The sequence below is a fragment of the Paraburkholderia phymatum STM815 genome, from assembly GCF_000020045.1.
Lineage (GTDB): Bacteria > Pseudomonadota > Gammaproteobacteria > Burkholderiales > Burkholderiaceae > Paraburkholderia > Paraburkholderia phymatum.
On sequence record NC_010622.1, the window covers coordinates 684,904 to 704,479 of the forward strand.

Here is a 19,576-nt window from a genome sequence, read left to right on the forward strand (position 1 = left end):
CTACAAAAAAGCCGCCTTCAGGGAGGCGGCTCTCACGCTGGATTTTCCGCCTGGTCTCTCCGTGCGCGCGTTGTGCGGCGGGGAGCGGCTGAAAGTGGAGCGGGCGATGGGAATCGAACCCACGTCTCTAGCTTGGGAAGCTAGGGTAATAGCCATTATACGACGCCCGCAGAGCGCTGCATTTTACGCGGATTCGGCGGCTTTGGGCAAATCGCCGGATGCGCCGGCATCGCGCGTTCAAAGCCGTATCAGATGCCGAACAGCGTGAGCGACACGGCCGCGCGCGTCACGACCATCAACAGCACCTGCACGATGACGAACAGCAGGATCGGCGACAGATCGATGCCGCCGAGTCGCGGCATGATCTTTCGCAGCGGGTCGAGAAACGGCGCCGTCAGCTGATGCAGGATGGGCATGGCGGGCGAACGCGGATTGAGCCATGACAGCAGCGCCATCAGGATCGTCAGCCAGATGAGCAGGTTCAGCGCCCATTTGACGACTGTCAGCAGCGCGACGATCAGCAGCGACGGCATCAGTCCGAGTGGATCGACGCCGACGATCGCGACCATCAGCACGACATAGACGACCGACGTGAGGAGCGCAGCAACGAGACTTGCCCAGTCGATGCCGCGCGTACCGGGGATGATCTTGCGCAGCGGCAGCACGAGCCAGTTGGTCGCCTGCATCACGGCGCTCGACACCGGGTTGTACGGCTGCATGCGGATGAACTGGAGCCAGGCGCGCAGCAGCAGCGCCGCGCCGAATAGCGTGAAAATGGTATTGAGCAGAAAACGGGCGATATCGCCGAACATCGTGGATCCTTTCCTTCAAAAAAACGCCCCGACGGGGGACGCACTGGCGCCGGCAGGCCGGCGGACGGCTGACACTATGGCCGCACAACAGGCACTGCGCAGTTCGCCACAGCACGCTTGCGCGCGGGTCACCGGACTAGCCGGCGACCTTGACTTCGCTGATCAGGATTTTGCCGTTGCCGCCGTCCGTGTAATTGGGAATGTCGGCGAGCAATGTGTCGCTGGCGGGTTTGAAAGCTTCGTAGAACGCCTCGACCGTATCGAACAGAAAGTGACCCGCCGCGACGAACGGCGGCTGCGAGCCCGGCGGCCCGGCGTTGATGCCGATGTCCACCGACCAGCCCTTCAGCGGTGCGCCGAACAGTTTCGCGGCAAGCGGCATGTGTGTGGCGCAGTAATAGTCGACGTCGAAACGTCCGCCTTCTCGATACGGATAGAGGATGCTGACCTTGATCATTGTGCGTTCTCGTCGGTTGGTCACGAAGCGCGGGCAGGTGCCGTGCGTCTCATGCGCCCGCTGCGTGTCGTTGTCCGCGTGGTGGCCGGCCGTGTTTGGGGCACTCCGTGCCGCCCCTCCCGTCGCGGGCGGTAGCCATGATCGCCCGCTCATGCCGGACGTCACATTATCACGCCTTACTCCACGCTTGCACCTTTCGCGGCGCCTTTGAGCGTGCGGCCGACGGACTATTCGACGCCTGTCGCGACCGCATCGGCCGCGACAGGCGGCGTCGTACGTCGGCGCGCGAGTGCGACGGCTCGGCGCGCGATCAAGCCGAACAGCGTGCTGCAATCGACGCCCAGCCCTTCCAGCAGCGACAGTTGCGTTTCCACCACGCCGACGTCGCCACGCGAAAGCGGTGCCGCCAGCGCGTTGGCGCGGCTGCCGTCGCGCGTGGTTTGGAGGTGCAGTCCATACCGGGAGCAGGGCGCGCAGCGTCGTGCTCGTCCGAACCGAGCTTCCACCACAAGCTCGCGTTCTTGGCCAGACTGCGCAGCGCGAATTCCGCTGCATAGGACGCCGCCGCCTTCGGCGGGGCTCGACAGCGGACGACAGCGCAGCGCGGCGGCTGAACGTCGACGGCGTGTCCTCGAGTGCGCCGTCCGCCTCCATCGTTACTGAGCAGCCAGCGATTTGTTCGATATCTGTCAAATCGCTTCTGAACAGGTAAAGTGAATAAAAACCGCCGATCGACGGGCCGTGGTCCCGAGCCAGGGCAGTCAGTTCGACGGGCGACGCGGCTGTCTTGCACGACTGGCCAGCCCTTCTTGCCAGGCGCCGCGCGAGCGGGAGAGGCGAGTGTGTTCGCTGTCGTACCGATGCTGTCATCGTGGACCGCTAAAAAGAGTATGTCCGCCGACTCGACGGCCCGCTGAGGTCGTCATACGCGGCGCAGAATTCGATCTGACTGGCAAGCCACCGCGCCGATTCGGGCGTGTGGCTCGCCATGGCCGTGACGGGATATCCGGCGCGTGCGAAACCGGGCGCTCGGCAGCGCACAATCCGGTCCGCGCTGACGAAGCCCAGGCGCGGCAACGAGGGCTGGGACATGGTTCCTGCTCCCGACGGAACTGAACAAGGAAACTGGCGTGTCGCGCCTCTCCCATGAATCGACTGCGGGAGCTGGTGGCTTTGTCTGGTGGTTTGGGCGCGCGCCGACTCGCGTTTCGCAGTCGACCGACACTTTCAGGGCTGCTCGCAGACGCACGACAGCAACGGTTGTGCGCGCAGGCGCGAAAACTGCTTTCAGGGTTCCGTAGGGAGTGGATAGGCAGTCACCGTGGTTTTCTATGTCTCGCAGTCAGATCCGGGAGGTTACGATGAGCATCTTTGCTTACCGAAAGCACTTGCGGTTTCTCACGCATACCCAGCGACGTCGCTGGTGGGATCAGAAGAAGCGGCTTACGCCTCGGGTGAAGATTAGCGGCGCGTACGTACCACCTAATGTCACGCGCGAGTTCACTTATGTGAAGGTCGGTTGACGTGCATTCGAACCGTTTCCAGTAAAGCGCCCGGACCGCTGGCCGGGCGTTTTTCGTTAACGGCCATATGGTGGCGCGCGGCCCGTACGATGCGCTTGCGCAACGGATATTGATTTATTTGTAAATAAAGATTACCGAGGCACCGAAGCTGCTGTTGCGGAGGCCGGTCAAGATGCCCGATCTGGAGCCACCGCGCGGGCAAAACCTTGGTTTTCGGTATCATCGGCGTCATCTGACAAATGAACCCCGGATGCCGACTCGCGAACCAATTTCCCGCAATTGCAATTTGCAACAAATGTAGACAACGGCATGCAGACTTTTTCGATACATTGAATTCAGAGCATGTCCGTCATGCGACACGGTCAGATCGGCCGAGCCGCCAGGAGAAATACAAGTGAAGAAGATTGTTCCGTTTATCGCTGCTGCCGCACTCGGGGTTGGACTGACCACTGCAGCGCAGGCTCATGTGTCCGTTGGCATCGGCATCGGTGTCCCTGTTGCACCGGCTTATCCCGTGTACGCACCGCCGCCTCCTGTGTATTACGCACCCCCGCCCCCCGTGGTCTATGCGCCGCCGCCGCCCGTCGTGGTCGCGCCGCCTGTCGTCGTGGGCGGTGGATACTACGGTTACGGTTATCACCGTCCCTACTACCATCACGGCTACTATGGCCGCCCGTATTACCGTTATTGATCTTCCGGCTGCGTAGCGCGTTGCGCTGCGCGAGCCGGACGAAAACGGCGCAATGTCGGCTCAATGCCGCATTGCGCCGTTTTCGTTTTGTCGACGCGAACGTGCTACCTCGTTGCTCAGCTAGTTGCCGCGTGCGCTGTAGGCACGATCAGATCGTGGTAGCCGTTGACGATCACGCTGTACGAGAAGTAAGCGAATAGCAGCGCCGACAGGACGTGACAGATCCGCAGCAGCCCCGTGCCCGCGCGCTTGCGCCCGTGGCTTGCCAGGCCGCAGATAAAGAGCGTCCAGCATAGTCCCCCGAGGAAGAAGCCGCCGAGAAACACGGGCGCCGTCGTCACAGACGTTGCGCCTGCCTTGGCGATCAGCGCGCCGCCGACGGCCGCGAACCACAGAATGGCGCTCGGCGAAGAGATCGCGAGCAGCACGCCGCGCAGGAAGCCGCGCTTCGGATCGAGACGCGGCGTCGTTGCGTCGGCTTCGCCTTCGACGGGCGGCGCCGATGCGGGAATCAGCGCCTCGCGCGCCATCTTCCACGTCAAACAGAGCAGAGTCGCCGCGCCGCCGATCCACACGACCCAGCGCACCGACTCGAACTGCAGCAGCGCGGCCATGCCCGCGAGGGCGAGCGCCGCATAGATCAGGTCGCCGAAACAGGAACCGAGACCTAGCCAGAAGCCCGGCCTGAAGCCGTGCGACAACGTCAGGGAAATGATCGCGACGTTGACGAGACCGATATCGAGGCACAACGACAGCGAGAGAAAAAAACCGTCCGACAACATCGACAAACTATGCATCCGTTCGACCGCTTTGATGACTGTTATGGTTGACGCGCCGGCCTTTGCGGGCGTCGCCTGCAAGCAGGCCTGAGCTTACAGGCCGAGTTCGTTCCACAGACCGTCGATGCGAGCTTTGACGGCATCGTCCATCACGATCGGTTGGCCCCATTCGCGGTCGGTTTCACCAGGCCATTTGTTGGTCGCATCGAGTCCCATCTTCGAGCCGAGTCCGGCAACGGGCGATGCGAAATCCAGGTAGTCGATCGGCGTGCGATCGACCAGTACGGTGTCGCGCGACGGGTCGATACGCGTCGTAATCGCCCAGATCACTTCCTTCCAGTCGCGGATGTTTACGTCTTCGTCGACCACGACGATGAACTTCGTGTACATGAACTGCCGCAGAAAGCTCCACACGCCGAACATCACACGCTTCGCGTGGCCCGGATAGCTCTTCTTCATTTGCACGATGGCCATCCGGTAACTGCAGCCTTCGGGCGGAAGATAGAAGTCGGTGATCTCCGTGAACTGCTTCTGCAGAAGCGGCACGAACACCTCGTTCAGCGCGACGCCCAGCACGGCCGGCTCGTCGGGCGGTTTGCCCGTGTAGGTGGAGTGATAGATCGCGTCGCGGCGCATCGTGATGCGCTCGATCGTGAAGACGGGAAACCACTCCTGCTCGTTGTAGTAGCCAGTGTGATCGCCGTACGGACCTTCGAGCGCATGCTCATACGCCGCGCTCGCGCCTTTCGACGGACGCGGCGGCGCACTTTCGGGCGCGGGTGCCGGCGTGCCCTGCTGCGGGTAGATGAAGCCTTCCAGCACGATCTCCGCGCGCGCGGGCACCTGCAGCGTGTCGACGCCCGGCGTGATGCACTTCGCGAGTTCCGTGCGTCCGCCGCGCAGCAGACCCGCGAACTGGTATTCCGACAGCGTATCGGGCACGGGCGTGACGGCGCCGAGGATCGTCGCGGGATCGGCGCCCAGAACGACCGCGACGGGATACGGCTTGCCGGGGTTCTTCAATGCGAACTCGCGGAAGTCGAGCGCGCCGCCGCGATGTGCAAGCCAGCGCATGATGACCTTGTTACGTCCGATCACCTGCTGCCGGTAGATGCCCAGGTTCTGCCGCGTCTTGTTCGGTCCGCGCGTGACCGTGAGGCCCCAGGTAATCAACGGGCCAGCGTCGCCCGGCCAACAGGTCTGGATGGGCAGCTTCGCGAGATCGACGTCATTGCCTTCCCAGACGATTTCCTGGCAGGGCGGGGCGCTCACCGTCTTCGGCGCCATGTCCCAGACCGCCTTCGCAAGCGACAGCATCTTGCCCGCGTCCTTGAGGCCCTTGGGCGGCTCAGGCTCCTTCAGCGCGGACAGCAGGCGTCCGACATCGCGCAGCGTCTCGAGCGCCGCCTGATCGCCGCCAGCGCCGCCCGGCGCGGACGCGTCGATGCCCATGCCGAGCGCGACACGCCGCGGCGTGCCGAACAGATTGCCGAGCACCGGGAACGCATGCGTCGCCTTCGACTCGAACAGCAGCGCGGGGCCGCCTGCGCGCAGCACGCGGTCGCAGAGTTCGGTCATTTCGAGGACAGGTGACACGGGTTGCGAGATGCGGCGCAACTCCCCGAGCGATTCGAGGCGGCTCGCGAAGTCACGCAGGTCTTTGTATTTCATCGTTCTATTTCATCGTTCTGTTTGGCAGCGATGCCGGGGCTGGGAATGCGGGCGGCGGAGTGGCGGACAGATGAAGAACGACCGCGCCGAGTGGATTGTCGATTTTACCTGCGTTGGGAATCGCGCGTTGATTTGGAAAATGCCAATCGGCTGGGAAGCCCCGTATGCAGGGCGCGGGACGCTTCTGAACAGTGTTCATTATTACAATTGGTTATAGTTTTGCGGCCTTATAGTGTTGACGATCTATAAAACCCTGATAAAATCCGGTCACATCGGTTGCAGGGAATTGATAGTTTTTACCACCGTCCTCCGGTCCTTCAGACGCAACGCGTCGCTCTTACCGCCCCTGCACGGTATTGACGGTCACATGTAGTCTTCGCCAGCGCACTTCGACGCTGGTTTTTCGCGTGGGAGCCACCGAATGCTTGCTTTTCAGCATGCAGGCGGCCCTTTTCGAGATTTTGGCTCCTCAACGGTACTTTTTGCCGTTTTCCCGACGTCGTTAGCGCCTTAACCAGAGCGCGCGGCGTCTTGGCTTTTGCGAACCGGCAGTCGAACCGGTCGTTTTTACGGTGTTCGCGCAGCCAGCAACATGGGAGATCTGAATGAACGCCTGGTTATCGTGGCGTCCCAACGAGCGGCTCGCGCAGGTCATGCGCGGCGCGCTGCGCCAAGGGACGCGTGTGAGTCATCATCTTTTCAGCGTGGTTGGTGGAGCTGCCGTCCTTTTCGCGCTCACGCTGTGGCTGATGCCGAGCTGGCGCCTGACGCTGGCAACGCGGCTGATGCCCTTCATTTCGGCCGCCGTGCAGGCAGGCCCCGCCCGTCTGCTGCAGGGCAATCCGCTGCCGTCGTTCGCGCCGCAGCAGCGCGGCAACACCGCGCCGCAGGACGACACGCTGTCGAGCGCGTCGGGCTCTTCCCGTTCGTCTGGCGCGGCCGACACGTCCAACGCTGCCGCGGCGGCCGCTGACGCCGGCTACAACGTCGCCACCGACAACAGCAGCTTCACGGCGCCGTCGGGCACGGGCATCAGCACGGGCCTTTCTTCGGCCGCCCTCAACGGCCTCGATCCTCGCACGCTGCCGAGCGTCGGCGCGATCGCGTCGATGATCCCGTCGCAGCGGGTATCGCCGGATGCCCGCGACGACCGTGTGCTGGTCTCGACGCGCGAGCAGAATCTCGTCGCCACCTTTATCGCGCGGCGCTACCGCGTGGCTCAAGAGCCCGTCAGCGAACTCGTGAAGGCCGCGTTCGATACCGGCCGCGAAGTCGGCCTCGATCCGCTGCTGCTGCTCGCCGTGATGGCGATCGAGTCGGGCTTCAACCCGTACGCGGAAAGCGGCGTCGGCGCGAAAGGCCTGATGCAGGTGATGTCGACGGTGCATTCGGACAAATTCCGCTATTTCGGCGGCCAGAGTGCGGCGCTCGAGCCACTCGCGAACATCAAGGTCGGCGCCATCGTGCTGAAGGATTGCATTGCGCGCGGCGGTTCGCTGCCGGGCGGCCTGCGTCTGTACGTCGGTTCGACGTCGCAGGACGACGGCGGCTACGGCGCAAAGGTGATGGCCGAGCGCACGCGTCTGCGCGACGTGGCGCGGGGCCGCAAAGTGCCGATCAATAGCCCGCAGGCGCCGGCGACGGTGCAGGCTTCGACGCCGACGTCGAATGCGGCGTCGAACAGCGCAAACAAGCGCGTCCAGGTGACGCTGGAAGGGCATCCGCTGACGGCGGCGTCGCCGGTGAAGGGTGCGGAGCAGGACGACGCGAGCGCGAACGCAGCGAAGCATCCGACGCAGCAGCCCGAATTGGGCGCCTGAACATAATCGGTTTTCCCTGCCTCGGCAAAAATGAAAGGGCACCTTACGGTGCCCTTTTTAATGGTCGGCGCGGTTTGCGCTTAGCCGCCAAACAGCGCGCGCAGACGTTCGACAGCCTCTTCCAGTTTCGAATAAGCCGTCGCATACGACAGACGAATGTACTCGCGCGGCTGATACGAGCCGAAATCCATGCCTGGCACCAGCACGACGCCCGCATCGTGCAGCATCGCCCGGGTCAGCGCGGCGCTGTCGCCGGCGGCGGGATGCGCGATGCTGCGGCAGTCCGCATAGACGTAGAACGCGCCGTCAGGCATGACAGGCACGGAGAAACCGAGCGACTCAAGCGCGGGTGCTATGAAATCGCGGCGGCGCTTGAATTCGAGCCGGCGAGCTTCGTAGATGGCGAGCGTGTCCGGCTCGAAGCAGGCGAGCGCCGCATGCTGTGCGAGCGCCGACGCGCAGATGAACAGGTTCTGTGCGAGCTTTTCGAACGCGCCAACGAGGGCGGGCGGCACCACGAGCCAGCCAAGGCGCCAGCCTGTCATGTTGAAGTACTTCGAGAAGCTGTTGACGGTGACCACGTCCTCGCCGAACGACAGCGCGGACACGGGCGGCGCGTCATAGCTCAGGCCCTGGTAGATTTCGTCGACGATCGTGAAACCGCCGCGGGCGCGGACCGCTTCGACGATGCGCCTGAGTTCGTCAGGCTCGATCGATGTGCCCGTGGGGTTCGACGGCGAAGCGAGCAGCACGCCGCGCGTGTTTGCGTTCCACAGACGTTCGACGTCGTTCGCCGTCAGCTGGAAGCGCTCGGCCGGACCGCTCGGTACTAGCACCGGCTTGCCTTCGGCGGCAGCGACGAAATGGCGGTTGCACGGATAGCTGGGGTCGGGCATCAGCACTTCGTCGTCGCGATCGACGAGCGCCGCGCAAGCCAGCAGCAGCGCGGCCGACGCACCCGCCGTCACCACGATGCGCGCCGGGTCGATTTCGAGGCCATAGGTGTGCTTGTAATGCCCCGCGATCGCCTCGCGCAACGGGTGAATGCCGAGCGCGCCCGTGTATTGCGTGGCGCCGCTGCGCAACGCTCGCGCGGCTGCCTCGATGACGGGTTCGGGCGCGGTGAAATCGGGCTCGCCGATTCCCATATGGATGATGTCGCGCCCCGCGCGCTCCAGCAGCGCCGCTTCTTTCGCCAGTTCCATCACATAGAACGGCTGGATGGCGTCGACGCGGGCGGCCATTTTCACAAGGGGTTCCGTCACGCTGTTCATTCGGTCAATCCAGTTCAGTGCAAACGCGCGGGTGTCACCGCGCAAACAACAAACGCGGGCCCGGCAACGCGGGACCCGCCTGCATCGCCAGCAGCTTGAGGCGTCTACGCTCGTCGAGAACGCTTACTGCTTGCGGGCAGCGGCCTGCGTTTCGTCGACGCGCAACTTCGCCGACAGCTTGTCCAGCACGCCATTGACGTACTTGTAGCCGTCCGCGCCGCCGAAGGTCTTCGCCAGCTCGACAGCCTCGTTGATGACGACGCGGTACGGGATGTCGATGTGATTCTTCAGTTCGTATGCAGCCACCAGCAGCACCGCGCGTTCGACGGGCGACAGCTGGTCGATGGGGCGGTCGAGGCAAGGCGCCAGATCGGCCGACAGCGCCTCCGAATCGCGGATCACGCCGTGCAGGATGGCGTCGAGATGTTCGTGGTCGGCCTTGTCGTAACCTTGGGCGCCACGCAGCTGCGCGTCGATCTCACCTGCCGGCGAACCCGACAGCAGCCACTGATAGAGCCCCTGCGTGGCCAGTTCGCGGGAGCGTCGGCGTGCGCTCTTCATGCCCGTTCCTCTTCATCGTCCTCGCCTTCGCCTTCGTCGTCCTCGTCGCCGTCCAGTTGCTCGAGCGCGACCGCGAGGTTGGCCATTTCGACGGCAGTGCGGGCCGCGTCACGGCCCTTTTCGGTCATGCGGGCGACGGCCTGCTCGTCGTTTTCCGTGGTCAGCACGGCGTTCGCGACGGGGATGCCGAAGTCGAGCGCGATGCGCGAGATGCCCGAGCCGCTTTCGTTCGACACGAGTTCGAAGTGATACGTCTCGCCGCGAATGACCGCGCCGAGCGCGATCAGCGCGTCGAACTGGCCGCTTTCGGCGAGTTTTTGCAGCGCGAGCGGGATTTCCAGCGCGCCCGGCACGGTGACGAGCAGCACGTCTTCGCCCGTCACGCCGAGGCGTTCGAGCTCTTCGATGCAGGCGTCAGCGAGGCCGTTGCAAACGGGTTCGTTAAAGCGCGATTGGACGATGCCGATGCGCAGGCCGTCGCCGTCGAGATTCGGTTGGTATTGTCCGATTTCCATATGAAGTCCGTAGAGTGTTGGTTGAGCGCAGATGAGCAGGAACTTAGCGACAACTGAGCGAAAACTGGTCGTGAAAGCAGTTGATGCGTTCAGCAGTTCTGCGGCTTCTCGGCCGCGCTGCCTGGCATCGGCACGAAACCGGTCACTTCGAGCCCATAGCCGGACATGCTGCCCAGCTTGCGCGGGTTCGACAGCACCTGCATCTTGCCGACACCGAGTTCGCGCAGAATCTGCGCGCCGATGCCATACGTCTTGAAGTCCACCGGGCGGCGCTTGAGCACCTCGGCCCGGCTCTTTTCGTCGAATGCCTTGAACACGTCGATCATGTGTTCTTTCGAGTCGCCGCAGTTCAGCAGCACGATCACGCCGTGATCGCGCGCGGCAATTTCCTTCATTGCGGCGTCAAGCGTCCACGAGTGCGTGGACGTGCCAACTTCCAGCAGATCCAGCACCGACAGCGGCTCGTGCACGCGCACCATGGTTTCGCGTTCCGGCGTGGGCGTGCCGCGCACCAGCGCCATGTGCGGCTGGCCGCTCGGCTGGTCGAGATACATGACCGCGCGGAACGGGCCGTGCACGGTCTGCATCGTGCGTTCGCACACGCGCTCGACGATCGATTCGGTCCGGCTGCGGTAGTGGATCAGGTCGGCGATCGTGCCGATCTTCAGGCCGTGTTCCTCGGCGAATGTCAGCAGGTCGGGCAAACGCGCCATCGTGCCGTCGTCCTTGATGATTTCACAGATCACGGCAGCGGGCGTCAGCCCCGAGAGCGCCGTGAAATCGCAACCGGCTTCCGTGTGGCCCGCGCGCACCAGTACGCCGCCCGGCTGGGCCATGATCGGAAACACGTGGCCTGGCTGGACGATGTCCTCGGCGCGGGCGTTCGCCGCGACCGCCGTGGCGATGGTGTGCGCGCGGTCCGCGGCTGAAATACCCGTGGTCACACCTTCGGCTGCTTCGATGCTGACCGTGAAGGCCGTGCCGTACTGCGTGCCGTTGCGGTGCGTCATCAGCGGCAGGTTGAGCTGCCGGCAGCGTTCCTGCGTGAGCGTCAGGCAGATCAGACCGCGGCCGTAGCGCGCCATGAAGTTGATCGCTTCCGGCGTGATGAATTCCGCTGCGATGACGAGGTCGCCCTCGTTCTCGCGGTCTTCTTCGTCGACAAGAATCACCATCCGGCCAGCTTTGAGCTCGGCGATGATTTCAAGGGTGGAGGCGAGGGTCATGTTGGCGGGAAGTTTGGGAAAGCGCGTATTTTACGCCACGCCGCCCGCCACGTCGCCCGTCCGAACGGCATATGCCATTCGGACGAATGTTCGGCTGCAAAGAGGAAGGCGAGACTACCTGGGTGCGTTGAGCATCCGCTCGACGTAGCGCGCGATCAGGTCGATCTCCAGATTCACTTGCGCGCCTTCCTTCAAAGCCTTGAGCGTGGTGACTTCAACCGTATGCGGAATCAGATTGATCGAAAACTCGCAGCCGTCGTCGCGGTCCGTCACCGCGTTCACGGTGAGGCTCACGCCGTTCACGGTAATCGACCCCTTGTACGCCAGAAACTTGCCGATGTCGCGCGGTGCGAGCACGCGCAGTTCGTGCGATTCACCTACGCGAGCAAAGCGCGTCACCGTGCCGAGGCCGTCCACGTGGCCCGACACGATATGGCCGCCCAGCCGGTCATGCGAGCGCAGCGCCTTTTCGAGGTTGACTTCGCGTGTTTCGCCGAGGCCCACCGTGCGGCTCAGGCTTTCGCGCGACACGTCGACGTCGAACGAAGCCGGCGACTTTTCAATCACGGTCATGCACGCGCCCTGAATGGCGATGCTGTCGCCCAGTTGCACGTCGTCCATGTCGAGGCCGCCTGCTTCCACATGAAGGCGGACGCCCGCGTCCGGTTCGTTGCCCAGCGGCGTGATCGAAGCAATGCGGCCGACAGCCGCGACAATTCCCGTAAACATCGTGTCGTGTCCTTTATCGATCGGTCAATGCGTGGGCACCTTGGGCATCACGCGCGCGAGAATCCGCACGTCGCTGCCGATCCGGTCCACGGCATGAAATTCGAGTTGTGTGCGCGCGTCCAGCGAACCGGGCGCGGCAAGATTGAACATGCTCATCGAGTCGTTGCCGAGCAGGCTCGGCGCGACATAGACGAGCAGTTCGTCGACGCATCCTTCGCGCAGGAGCGACCCGTTCAGCTTGTAACCCGCTTCGACGTGCAATTCGTTGACTTCGCGCTTGCCGAGTTCTTCGAGCATGCGCGGCAGGTCGACCTTGCCGTTCTCGTTCGCGAGCGGCACGATCTCGGCGCCTCGATCGTGCAGCACGGCGGCGCGCTCCGTGAGCAGCGGCGAGAGCGTGCTGCAGAAGACCAGCGTGGGCGCGCCTGCGAGAATCTGCGCGTCGGGCGGCACTTCGAGCTGGCTGTCGATCAGCACCCGATGCGGCTGGCGCGGCGTATCGACTGCGCGCACCGTCATGCGCGGGTTGTCTTCTTTCACGGTGCCGATGCCCGTCAGGATCGCCGACGCGCGGGCGCGCCACGCATGTCCGTCGTTGCGCGCCGCTTCGCTGGTGATCCACTGGCTTTCGCCCGACGGCAGTCCCGTGCGGCCATCCAGCGAGGCCGCCACTTTCATCCGCACCCACGGCCGGCCGCGCGTCATCCGCGACACGAAGCCGATGTTCAGCTCGCGCGCGTCGTTTTCGAGCAGGCCGCAACGCACTTCGATGCCTGCTTCGCGCAGCATAGACAGGCCACGCCCCGACACCCGCGGATTCGGGTCTTCCATCGCGGCGACCACGCGTGCGAGCTTTGCTTCGATGAGTGCATTCGCGCACGGGGGCGTGCGGCCGAAATGGCTGCACGGCTCAAGCGTCACGTAAGCCGTCGCGCCTTGAAGATCGTGGCCGCGCTTGCGTGCATCCTTGAGCGCCTGGATTTCCGCGTGGTCGCGACCGGCCGGCTGCGTGAAGCCTTCGCCGATCACCTCGCCGTTCTTCACCAGCACGCAACCGACGCGCGGATTGGGGTCAGTCGTGTACAGGCCGCGCCAGGCGAGGGCCAGCGCGCGCTCCATGTGGACGAAATCGGTCTGCGAGAACATCGGTTTCGGGTTATCCGTTCAGTATTTCGTCGACTGGGATCAGGCGAGCGACTTGAACGCGCCGCGCGCTGCTTCGATGGTAGCCTCGACGGTCGCGTCGTCGTGTGCGCTCGACACAAAGCCCGCTTCGTACGCGGACGGCGCAAAGTACACGCCCGCATCGAGCATTTTGTGGAAGAACGCGTTGAAGCGCGGCACGTCGCAGCGGGAGATTTCCGCGAAGCTGGCCGGTACCGATTCGGAGAAGTACAGGCCGAACATGCCGCCGACGGAATCCGCCGTGAACGGAATCTTCGCTTCGCGCGCGGCTTCCGTCAGGTCTTGCACGAGACGGGTAGTCCGACGCGACAGCGCATCGTAGAAGCCGGGCGCCTGGATCAGTTGCAGCGTCTTCAGACCAGCTGCGACGGCGATCGGATTGCCCGACAGCGTGCCCGCCTGATACACGCCGCCCAGCGGCGCGAGATGAGCCATGATGTCGCGCCGTCCGCCGAACGCGGCCGCGGGCATGCCGCCGCCGATCACCTTGCCCAGACATGTGAGGTCTGGTCTGATGCCATACAGCTGCTGCGCGCCGCCGAGCGCGACACGGAAGCCGCACATCACCTCGTCGAAGATCAGCACCGAGCCATACTCGCTACACAGGCGCCGCAGCGCGCCGAGGAATTCTGGCGTCGCGCGCACGAGATTCATGTTGCCCGCCACCGGTTCGACGATCACGGACGCAATTTCATTGCCGAACGCGCTGAACGCTTCTTCGAGCGCGGCAACGTTGTTGTATTCGAGCACAGTGGTGTGCTTCGCGATATCGACGGGCACGCCCGCCGATGTCGGATTGCCGAAGGTCAGCAGGCCCGAGCCGGCCTTCACGAGCAGGCTATCGGCGTGGCCGTGATAGCAGCCCTCGAACTTGACGATCCGGCTGCGGTCCGTGAAGCCGCGCGCGAGACGCAGTGCGCTCATGGTCGCTTCCGTGCCGCTCGACACCATCCGCACCTGTTCCATCGAAGGCACGAGCTTGCAGATTTCCTCGGCGATCTCGATCTCGGCTTCAGTCGGCGCGCCGAACGAGAAGCCCTTCGACAGCACGCGCTGCACGGCTTCGAGGACTTCGGGATGCACGTGGCCGACGATCATCGGTCCCCACGAGCCGATATAGTCGATATACCGCTTGCCCTCTGCATCCCAAAAGTACGCGCCCTGTGCGCGTTCGATGAAACGCGGCGTGCCGCCGACGGAGCGGAAGGCGCGCACGGGCGAGTTGACGCCGCCCGGAATGGTTTTCTGGGCGCGCTCGAAGAGTTCTTGATTGCTGGGCATTGGCGTTGGACCTGCTCGGGTTGGGCTCGCGAGTCGAACGAGTGCGACTTGCGCGAGTGCAGTACAAGGGCGGCACGGGTGTGGTCCGAACGCTCATGCACTGGCACAGAGCGGCCACACGACCGTCAGAATGACCTCACGAAATTGTACCGGAGTCGGGTTGAATCGGCCGCGAGCCGGGCGGTGCGGCGTGGTGCGAACGGATTGCGTTCAGGTGTCGCCGGAAGGATTGCCGTCACCGTCGGCGCCGCCTTCGCCTGGCGTACCGTCTGGCCGCTTGTGCGAACCGAAGTACATCGCGACCCGCGCCGCCCGTTTTCCGGCTGCGGCCTTGTTCGCCGCGCTCCACGCTTGCGTTGCCTGCTCTTTCGTCGAGCTTGCGGGTGCCGCGGACTTCGGCGCGAGGGCGGCGGCGGGGCGTGCCCGCTTGCCCGTCCGTTCGATCCACAGTTTCTCGAGTGCGCCTTCGGCCATCGGCTTGATCGAGATGCCCGAGGTCTGCGCGTCCCAGGTCTGCACCGAGAACGGATGCTTGCGCAGTTCGTCGCGCGTAATCACGACGTCATGATGCGCATCGACCAGATAGTCGTACACGAAGTCGACGCACAGCCGGTAACCGCGCTTCTTTGTCGCGTCGGGGACTTCGTAGGGCGCGCGCGTCACGTAGCCGGACGCGAACACGCCTTTGGGCTCGAGCGTCACGCGATGAACGAACACGCGATCCCCCGGCAGGATGCTGCGCGAGAAGCCGCAGCCCCAGACATCGGTGACGGCCTCGCCTGCCGCGACGCGCCTCGCCACGTCGGGCAACTCGGGCCACGGCCATTTTCTGGGACTCCAGATCAGCAGAAAGGCGGTCATCTGGGTACGGATGTCGGTGACGAAAGGGTGGACGGCCAGCTTAACCGATACGGCGGGGCCCGGCTGGCGATAACGCCCGGCGGGGCAGGGCAGTATGGGGCGTCGGTTACAATCGGGGGCCGTATCCGCAGCGCTGCACGGACCGCCGGTCCAGCATCGCCGTTCCTTGCGCGCTGCTTCTCACTGGAATTCCATGTCTCACGACGTCAGATCCCGGCCCGACGCGCGGCTGATTCTGCTGCTCGGCGCGCTCGCCGCGTGCGGGCCGATTTCGATCGATATGTATCTGCCCAGCCTGCCGTCGATCACGCGAGCGTTCAGCGTCAGTGCGGGCGCCGCGCAGAGCACGCTGACGAGCTTCATGCTCGGCTTCTCGATCGGCATGCTGCTGTATGGGCCGATGTCGGACGCATATGGGCGGCGTCCCGTGCTGCTCGGCGGCATTGTCATGTACACGCTCGCGACGATCGTTTGTGCGTTGTCGCCGTCGATCGGTTCGCTCATCACGTTCCGCTTCGTGCAGGCGCTCGGCGCGGGTGCTGCGTCGGTGCTGGCGCGTGCGATCGCCCGCGACGCGCATGGTCCTGCCGATGCAGCGCGTGTGCTGTCGATGCTTGCCATCGTCACGTCGATCGGACCGTTGCTTGCGCCGTTGATCGGCGGGCAGTTGCTGCTGCTGGGCGGCTGGCGGGTCGTCTTCATCGCGCTGACGATTTTCGGTGCGATATGCGCCGCGACTGCATTCATGCGGGTGCCGGAGACGTGGCCGCGGGAGAAGCGCGCACACGGTGCGGTGTTTCAGTCATTTGCCGCCTACGGCACGCTGCTGAAAGACCCTGTGACCTGGGGGCACATGCTGTGCGGCGGCATGGCGTTCGCTTCCATGTTTGCCTATATCACGGCGACGCCGTTCGTTTATATCGAGTACTTCCATGTGTCTGCGCAGCACTATGGCTTTCTGTTCGGAATGAACATCGTCGGTATCATGCTCGGCAACTTCATCAACACACGGGTTGTCGGCCGCACGGGGCCGCTGCCCGTGATTTCCGTTGCTGCGTCGATCAGCTTCGTCGCTTCGTTGTTCGTCGCATTGATGTGTCTGACGGGGTGGGGCGGGTTGTGGTCGATCGTGGCCGGCTTGTTTTTCGTGGTCGGTGTGGTTGGCTTGCTGTCGGCCAATTGCACTACCGATCTGATGCACAGATATCCACGTAATGCCGGCGCGGCCGCGGCTGTGTTCGGGGCTGTGCAGTTGGCGTTAGGGGCTTTGTCTTCCTTGGCTGTCGGGCTTTGGCATGATGGATCGCCGCAAGGCATGGGGGTGACTATAGCGGTCGCCGGCTCTTTGTGCTTTGTTGGCAGGTTTCTGGTAGTGCGGTGGCATGGGAGGCCGGCGTTGTAGTTGTTGTTGTCTGCGACGCCGTCGCCGTTCTCGCCTTTTCGCTGGCATCCGCGTGATGTTCTGGTTTGCCGGCGCTGCCAGCAAATCAAACATGCCACGCGGGTGCGAGCAAAAGGAAGAACTAAACGGGCAACGCGGCGCCGCAGGAAAAAACCGTTAATCCTTCGGCGAGGCGGCCGCCCCATGACTAAGCCAGTCGAGCACCGCCGATGTATCATCATCGGCGCCTTTACGGGCCTTGGCAACGGCAGCGCTAACTTCCGATGAAGCCGGCGCAGCGCGCCGAATCGCCACCCCGACAGCCAGAATATCGATCATCAGCAGATGCAAGATCCGCGAGATCATCGACAGCTGCGATTCGCGAATCTCGATGTGATCCGTCTCGAGTGCGACCGTCGCGCGTTTCGCCAGCGGCGTATTGCTCGACGTGATGGCAATCACCTTCGCACCCGCCTGCATCGCTACTTCCAGCACGCGCAGCAATTCCGGCGCGCGTCCCGACTTCGAAACGGCAACGATCACGTCACCTTTGCCGAGCAGCGCCGCCGACGCCGCCTGCATATACAGATCGCCATAAGCAATGGTCGGAATGCCGAAGCGGAAGAACTTGTAATGCGCATCCTGCGCGACGATGTTCGAGTTGCCCAAACCATAGAACTCGATACGTCGCGCGCCGTTCAGCAGATCAATCGCCGACTCGACATGCTCGAAATTCAGGTGCTCGCGCAACTGCAAGATCGCGGACACGGTATTGTCCAGCACCTTCGCGCCGAAATCCGTTGCGGTATCGCCGAGATGCACCTGGCTATGCGAGACAGGGATCGTGCCCGTCAAACCCGTCGCCAGCTTCAGTTTGAAATCGGAAAGACCCTGGCAGCCCAGTGAACGGCAGAAGCGGATCACCGTCGGCTGACTTACGTCGGCCTTGCGCGCGATATCGACGATCGGATCGTTGATGATCGAGCGCGGATGGTTCAACGCGAGATCCGCAACACGCCGCTCGGCCGGCGTCAGCGCATCGCGCATCTGGCGAATCCGTTCGAATACCGCCGACGAACTGCCGCCCGCCCGATTCGACAACTGCTCAGCGAGAATCGCCGACACGCCCAGGAAGGCCGGATACTCCGCGGTGATCACGTACGTCGGCACGTTCTTCAGATACGCTTCGAAGCGGCCTTTCGCCTCGAAGCGTTGACGGAACGATGAGCGTGCGAACACTTCACCCAGGCGCGGCACGACGCCGCCGCCGATATAAATGCCGCCCAGCGCGCCGAGCGTCACCGCGATATTCCCCGCGAACGTGCCAAGAATGCCGCAGAACACATCGATCGTTTCAGCCGCGAGCGGATCGCCGTCGAGCCCCTTCTTGACGATCTCCGACACTTCGATCGTCGCGGGCACGCGCTTCTTGTCGCGCCCCGCGAGCGCGCGATAGATCACTTCGATGCCGGGGCCGGCCGCGACACGTTCGAACGACACGTGCGACCACTTCTTGCGCGCATACTGCAACACCAGGTCTTCGCGTTCGTCCATCGGCGCAAAGGTGGCGTGGCCGCCTTCGCTGCCGAGCGCGATCCAGCGGTCGTCGGCGGGAATCAGACCCGACACGCCCATGCCCGTGCCCGGCCCGAGCAGGCCAATCACGCTGTTCTGCCGGCGCGAGCCGCCGCCCACCTGCACGCGTTGCGAATCGGTGAGACCCGGCAGCGCCATCGCGAGCGCAGTGAAGTCGTTGACCACCAGCAGCGTGTCGAAGCCGAGTGCGCGGCGTGTCGCTTCGATCGAGAACGTCCAGTCGTGGTTGGTCATGCTGACCTGATCGCCATCGACGGGATTCGCGATCGCAATCGCAGCATGATTCACGCGACCGATCTTCGTGTCTTTCAGATACTTCTTGATGACATCTGCGACACCAGGATAGTCCGCGCAGGGATAGACGAGAACCTGCGTAATTTCGCCTGGACCCGTCTCAAGCGCGAAGCGCGCATTGGTGCCGCCGATGTCGGCGAGCAGCCTCGGTCCGTCGGCGTGCTGGCCCGCGCCGGGGGCAGCTTTAGTTTGCACACCAGTAGACATCGAGTCTCACTCCCTTGTCGTTCGCCAGCGTCGAGATGGCATTTTTTTGTGGGGCGGCTACGGCGGCATTGAGCACGTCGAGCTTTGTCTGACCGGCGATCAGCAGGAACAGCCGGTCGATCTTCTTCAAGGCGGACATCGACCAGCTGACGCGCGCATGCGGCGCGGCGCCAGGATGAACGGCGACGAACGGTTCGGCCGTCGTGACGGCGTGCTCCCATTCGGGCGCGTCCGCAAAAATGGAGGCCGTGTGACCGTCTTCGCCCATGCCGAGCACCGCGACGTCGGGCACATGACGCGAACCCCTCGCGACTTCACCGTTCAATGCGGCGACGAAAGCGTCGAGCGATTGCGCCGTGTCGACGAGCGGAAGGAACGCAGCATCACGCGCGGCATGCTGCAATAGTGCCTCGCGCGCGAGGCGGGCGTTGCTGGCGTCGTCGGTCTCGGGCACCCAGCGGTCGTCGACGAGCGTCACGACAATGCGCTTCCAGTCGAACGGTTGCGCGGATAGCGTCTGCAGAAACGGACGCGGACTCGTGCCGCCGGACACGGCAAGCGTCGTCGGGCGGGCGCGGGTCGCGGTCGCACCGGCGGCGAGCGACGCATGTAACGCGTCGCCGACCGCCTTCGCCAGCGCGTCGGATTGGGCGCGCGGGCCGTCGAAAGCGTGAAGCTCGATCACTTCTCCTCCATGCTGCTTTCTTTGTTTG

The 19,576-nt window shown here is 63.9% G+C and carries 17 protein-coding genes, 1 tRNA gene and 1 pseudogene; 3 read left to right on the top strand and 16 right to left on the bottom strand.

The features are described from left to right. Positions 1–95 precede the first annotated feature (95 nt). From BPHY_RS03045 to BPHY_RS44160, 4 genes and pseudogenes are all read right to left on the bottom strand, one after another. A tRNA-Gly gene (locus BPHY_RS03045) sits at positions 96–170 on the bottom strand. A gap of 78 nt (positions 171–248) precedes the next feature. Further along, complete coding sequence (locus BPHY_RS03050) at positions 249–812, bottom strand: YggT family protein (protein WP_012400019.1); 564 nt, start codon at positions 810–812, stop codon at positions 249–251. 136 nt (positions 813–948) lie between these two features. Continuing rightward, positions 949–1,269, bottom strand: a complete 321-nt coding sequence (locus BPHY_RS03055) for an EthD family reductase (protein ID WP_012400020.1) — start codon at positions 1,267–1,269, stop codon at positions 949–951. 227 nt (positions 1,270–1,496) lie between these two features. Then, positions 1,497–2,361: pseudogene (locus BPHY_RS44160) on the bottom strand (DUF2520 domain-containing protein). 825 nt (positions 2,362–3,186) lie between these two features. Here BPHY_RS44160 and BPHY_RS03065 point away from each other — a divergent pair. Beyond that, positions 3,187–3,483: a hypothetical protein gene (locus BPHY_RS03065; protein ID WP_012400023.1), complete on the top strand. Its 297-nt coding sequence runs from the start codon at positions 3,187–3,189 to the stop codon at positions 3,481–3,483. Positions 3,484–3,599: 116 nt separating this feature from the next. Here the strand turns inward: BPHY_RS03065 and BPHY_RS03070 are convergent, their stop codons facing one another. Beyond that, positions 3,600–4,280, bottom strand: a complete 681-nt coding sequence (locus BPHY_RS03070; RefSeq protein ID WP_012400024.1) for a LysE family translocator — start codon at positions 4,278–4,280, stop codon at positions 3,600–3,602. 75 nt (positions 4,281–4,355) lie between these two features. Next, positions 4,356–5,933: a UbiD family decarboxylase gene (locus tag BPHY_RS03075; protein ID WP_012400025.1), complete on the bottom strand. Its 1,578-nt coding sequence runs from the start codon at positions 5,931–5,933 to the stop codon at positions 4,356–4,358. A 605-nt stretch (positions 5,934–6,538) separates the two neighbouring features. Here BPHY_RS03075 and BPHY_RS03080 point away from each other — a divergent pair. Further along, a complete protein-coding gene (locus tag BPHY_RS03080) occupies positions 6,539–7,753 on the top strand; it encodes a transglycosylase SLT domain-containing protein (RefSeq protein WP_012400026.1) in 1,215 nt (404 codons plus the stop codon). Positions 7,754–7,833: 80 nt separating this feature from the next. Here the strand turns inward: BPHY_RS03080 and BPHY_RS03085 are convergent, their stop codons facing one another. The 8 genes from BPHY_RS03085 to BPHY_RS03120 form a co-directional block, all read right to left on the bottom strand. Beyond that, positions 7,834–9,027, bottom strand: coding sequence for a pyridoxal phosphate-dependent aminotransferase (locus BPHY_RS03085; RefSeq protein ID WP_012400027.1), 1,194 nt, complete (start codon positions 9,025–9,027; stop codon positions 7,834–7,836). Positions 9,028–9,150: 123 nt separating this feature from the next. After that, positions 9,151–9,588, bottom strand: coding sequence for a transcription antitermination factor NusB (gene nusB, locus BPHY_RS03090; protein ID WP_012400028.1), 438 nt, complete (start codon positions 9,586–9,588; stop codon positions 9,151–9,153). Further along, a complete protein-coding gene (gene ribH, locus BPHY_RS03095; protein ID WP_012400029.1) occupies positions 9,585–10,103 on the bottom strand; it encodes a 6,7-dimethyl-8-ribityllumazine synthase in 519 nt (172 codons plus the stop codon). Before ribH ends, nusB begins: the two co-directional genes overlap by 4 nt. An 89-nt stretch (positions 10,104–10,192) precedes the next feature. Further along, positions 10,193–11,329 (bottom strand): bifunctional 3,4-dihydroxy-2-butanone-4-phosphate synthase/GTP cyclohydrolase II, encoded by a 1,137-nt coding sequence (gene ribBA / locus BPHY_RS03100; RefSeq protein ID WP_012400030.1) that lies wholly within the window; start codon positions 11,327–11,329, stop codon positions 10,193–10,195. A 114-nt stretch (positions 11,330–11,443) separates the two neighbouring features. Further along, a complete protein-coding gene (locus tag BPHY_RS03105; RefSeq protein WP_012400031.1) occupies positions 11,444–12,058 on the bottom strand; it encodes a riboflavin synthase in 615 nt (204 codons plus the stop codon). Between the two features lie 24 nt (positions 12,059–12,082). After that, positions 12,083–13,204, bottom strand: coding sequence for a bifunctional diaminohydroxyphosphoribosylaminopyrimidine deaminase/5-amino-6-(5-phosphoribosylamino)uracil reductase RibD (gene ribD, locus BPHY_RS03110; RefSeq protein WP_012400032.1), 1,122 nt, complete (start codon positions 13,202–13,204; stop codon positions 12,083–12,085). Positions 13,205–13,243: 39 nt separating this feature from the next. Beyond that, positions 13,244–14,524: a glutamate-1-semialdehyde 2,1-aminomutase gene (hemL, locus tag BPHY_RS03115; RefSeq protein ID WP_012400033.1), complete on the bottom strand. Its 1,281-nt coding sequence runs from the start codon at positions 14,522–14,524 to the stop codon at positions 13,244–13,246. 210 nt (positions 14,525–14,734) lie between these two features. After that, the gene (locus BPHY_RS03120) at positions 14,735–15,385 is read right to left on the bottom strand and encodes a hypothetical protein (protein ID WP_012400034.1); all 651 of its coding nucleotides are present in this window, start codon (positions 15,383–15,385) and stop codon (positions 14,735–14,737) included. Positions 15,386–15,578: 193 nt separating this feature from the next. On the opposite strand from BPHY_RS03120, the gene BPHY_RS03125 reads away from it, so the two are divergent. After that, on the top strand, positions 15,579–16,787 hold the full coding sequence (locus tag BPHY_RS03125; protein WP_012400035.1) for a Bcr/CflA family multidrug efflux MFS transporter: 1,209 nt from the start codon (positions 15,579–15,581) through the stop codon (positions 16,785–16,787). 156 nt (positions 16,788–16,943) lie between these two features. Here BPHY_RS03125 and BPHY_RS03130 read toward each other — a convergent pair whose 3' ends face one another. Further along, complete coding sequence (locus BPHY_RS03130) at positions 16,944–18,863, bottom strand: bifunctional transcriptional regulator/glucokinase (RefSeq protein ID WP_012400036.1); 1,920 nt, start codon at positions 18,861–18,863, stop codon at positions 16,944–16,946. Then, positions 18,841–19,548, bottom strand: coding sequence for a 6-phosphogluconolactonase (gene pgl, locus BPHY_RS03135; RefSeq protein WP_012400037.1), 708 nt, complete (start codon positions 19,546–19,548; stop codon positions 18,841–18,843). The genes BPHY_RS03130 and pgl overlap by 23 nt, the downstream gene beginning before the upstream one ends. Between the last annotated feature and the right edge of the window lie 28 nt (positions 19,549–19,576).

Coding starts and splice junctions, on each gene's coding strand:
- BPHY_RS03055 (WP_012400020.1), bottom strand. CDS start 1,269: ATGATCAAGGTCAGCATCCTCTATCCGTATCGAGAAGGCGGACGTTTC.
- BPHY_RS03085 (WP_012400027.1), bottom strand. CDS start 9,027: ATGAACAGCGTGACGGAACCCCTTGTGAAAATGGCCGCCCGCGTCGAC.
- BPHY_RS03105 (WP_012400031.1), bottom strand. CDS start 12,058: ATGTTTACGGGAATTGTCGCGGCTGTCGGCCGCATTGCTTCGATCACG.
- BPHY_RS03070 (WP_012400024.1), bottom strand. CDS start 4,280: ATGCATAGTTTGTCGATGTTGTCGGACGGTTTTTTTCTCTCGCTGTCG.
- BPHY_RS03050 (WP_012400019.1), bottom strand. CDS start 812: ATGTTCGGCGATATCGCCCGTTTTCTGCTCAATACCATTTTCACGCTA.
- ribBA (WP_012400030.1), bottom strand. CDS start 11,329: ATGACCCTCGCCTCCACCCTTGAAATCATCGCCGAGCTCAAAGCTGGC.
- BPHY_RS03075 (WP_012400025.1), bottom strand. CDS start 5,933: ATGAAATACAAAGACCTGCGTGACTTCGCGAGCCGCCTCGAATCGCTC.
- hemL (WP_012400033.1), bottom strand. CDS start 14,524: ATGCCCAGCAATCAAGAACTCTTCGAGCGCGCCCAGAAAACCATTCCG.
- nusB (WP_012400028.1), bottom strand. CDS start 9,588: ATGAAGAGCGCACGCCGACGCTCCCGCGAACTGGCCACGCAGGGGCTC.
- BPHY_RS03125 (WP_012400035.1), top strand. CDS start 15,579: ATGTCTCACGACGTCAGATCCCGGCCCGACGCGCGGCTGATTCTGCTG.
- BPHY_RS03130 (WP_012400036.1), bottom strand. CDS start 18,863: ATGTCTACTGGTGTGCAAACTAAAGCTGCCCCCGGCGCGGGCCAGCAC.
- BPHY_RS03080 (WP_012400026.1), top strand. CDS start 6,539: ATGAACGCCTGGTTATCGTGGCGTCCCAACGAGCGGCTCGCGCAGGTC.
- ribH (WP_012400029.1), bottom strand. CDS start 10,103: ATGGAAATCGGACAATACCAACCGAATCTCGACGGCGACGGCCTGCGC.
- BPHY_RS03120 (WP_012400034.1), bottom strand. CDS start 15,385: ATGACCGCCTTTCTGCTGATCTGGAGTCCCAGAAAATGGCCGTGGCCC.
- ribD (WP_012400032.1), bottom strand. CDS start 13,204: ATGTTCTCGCAGACCGATTTCGTCCACATGGAGCGCGCGCTGGCCCTC.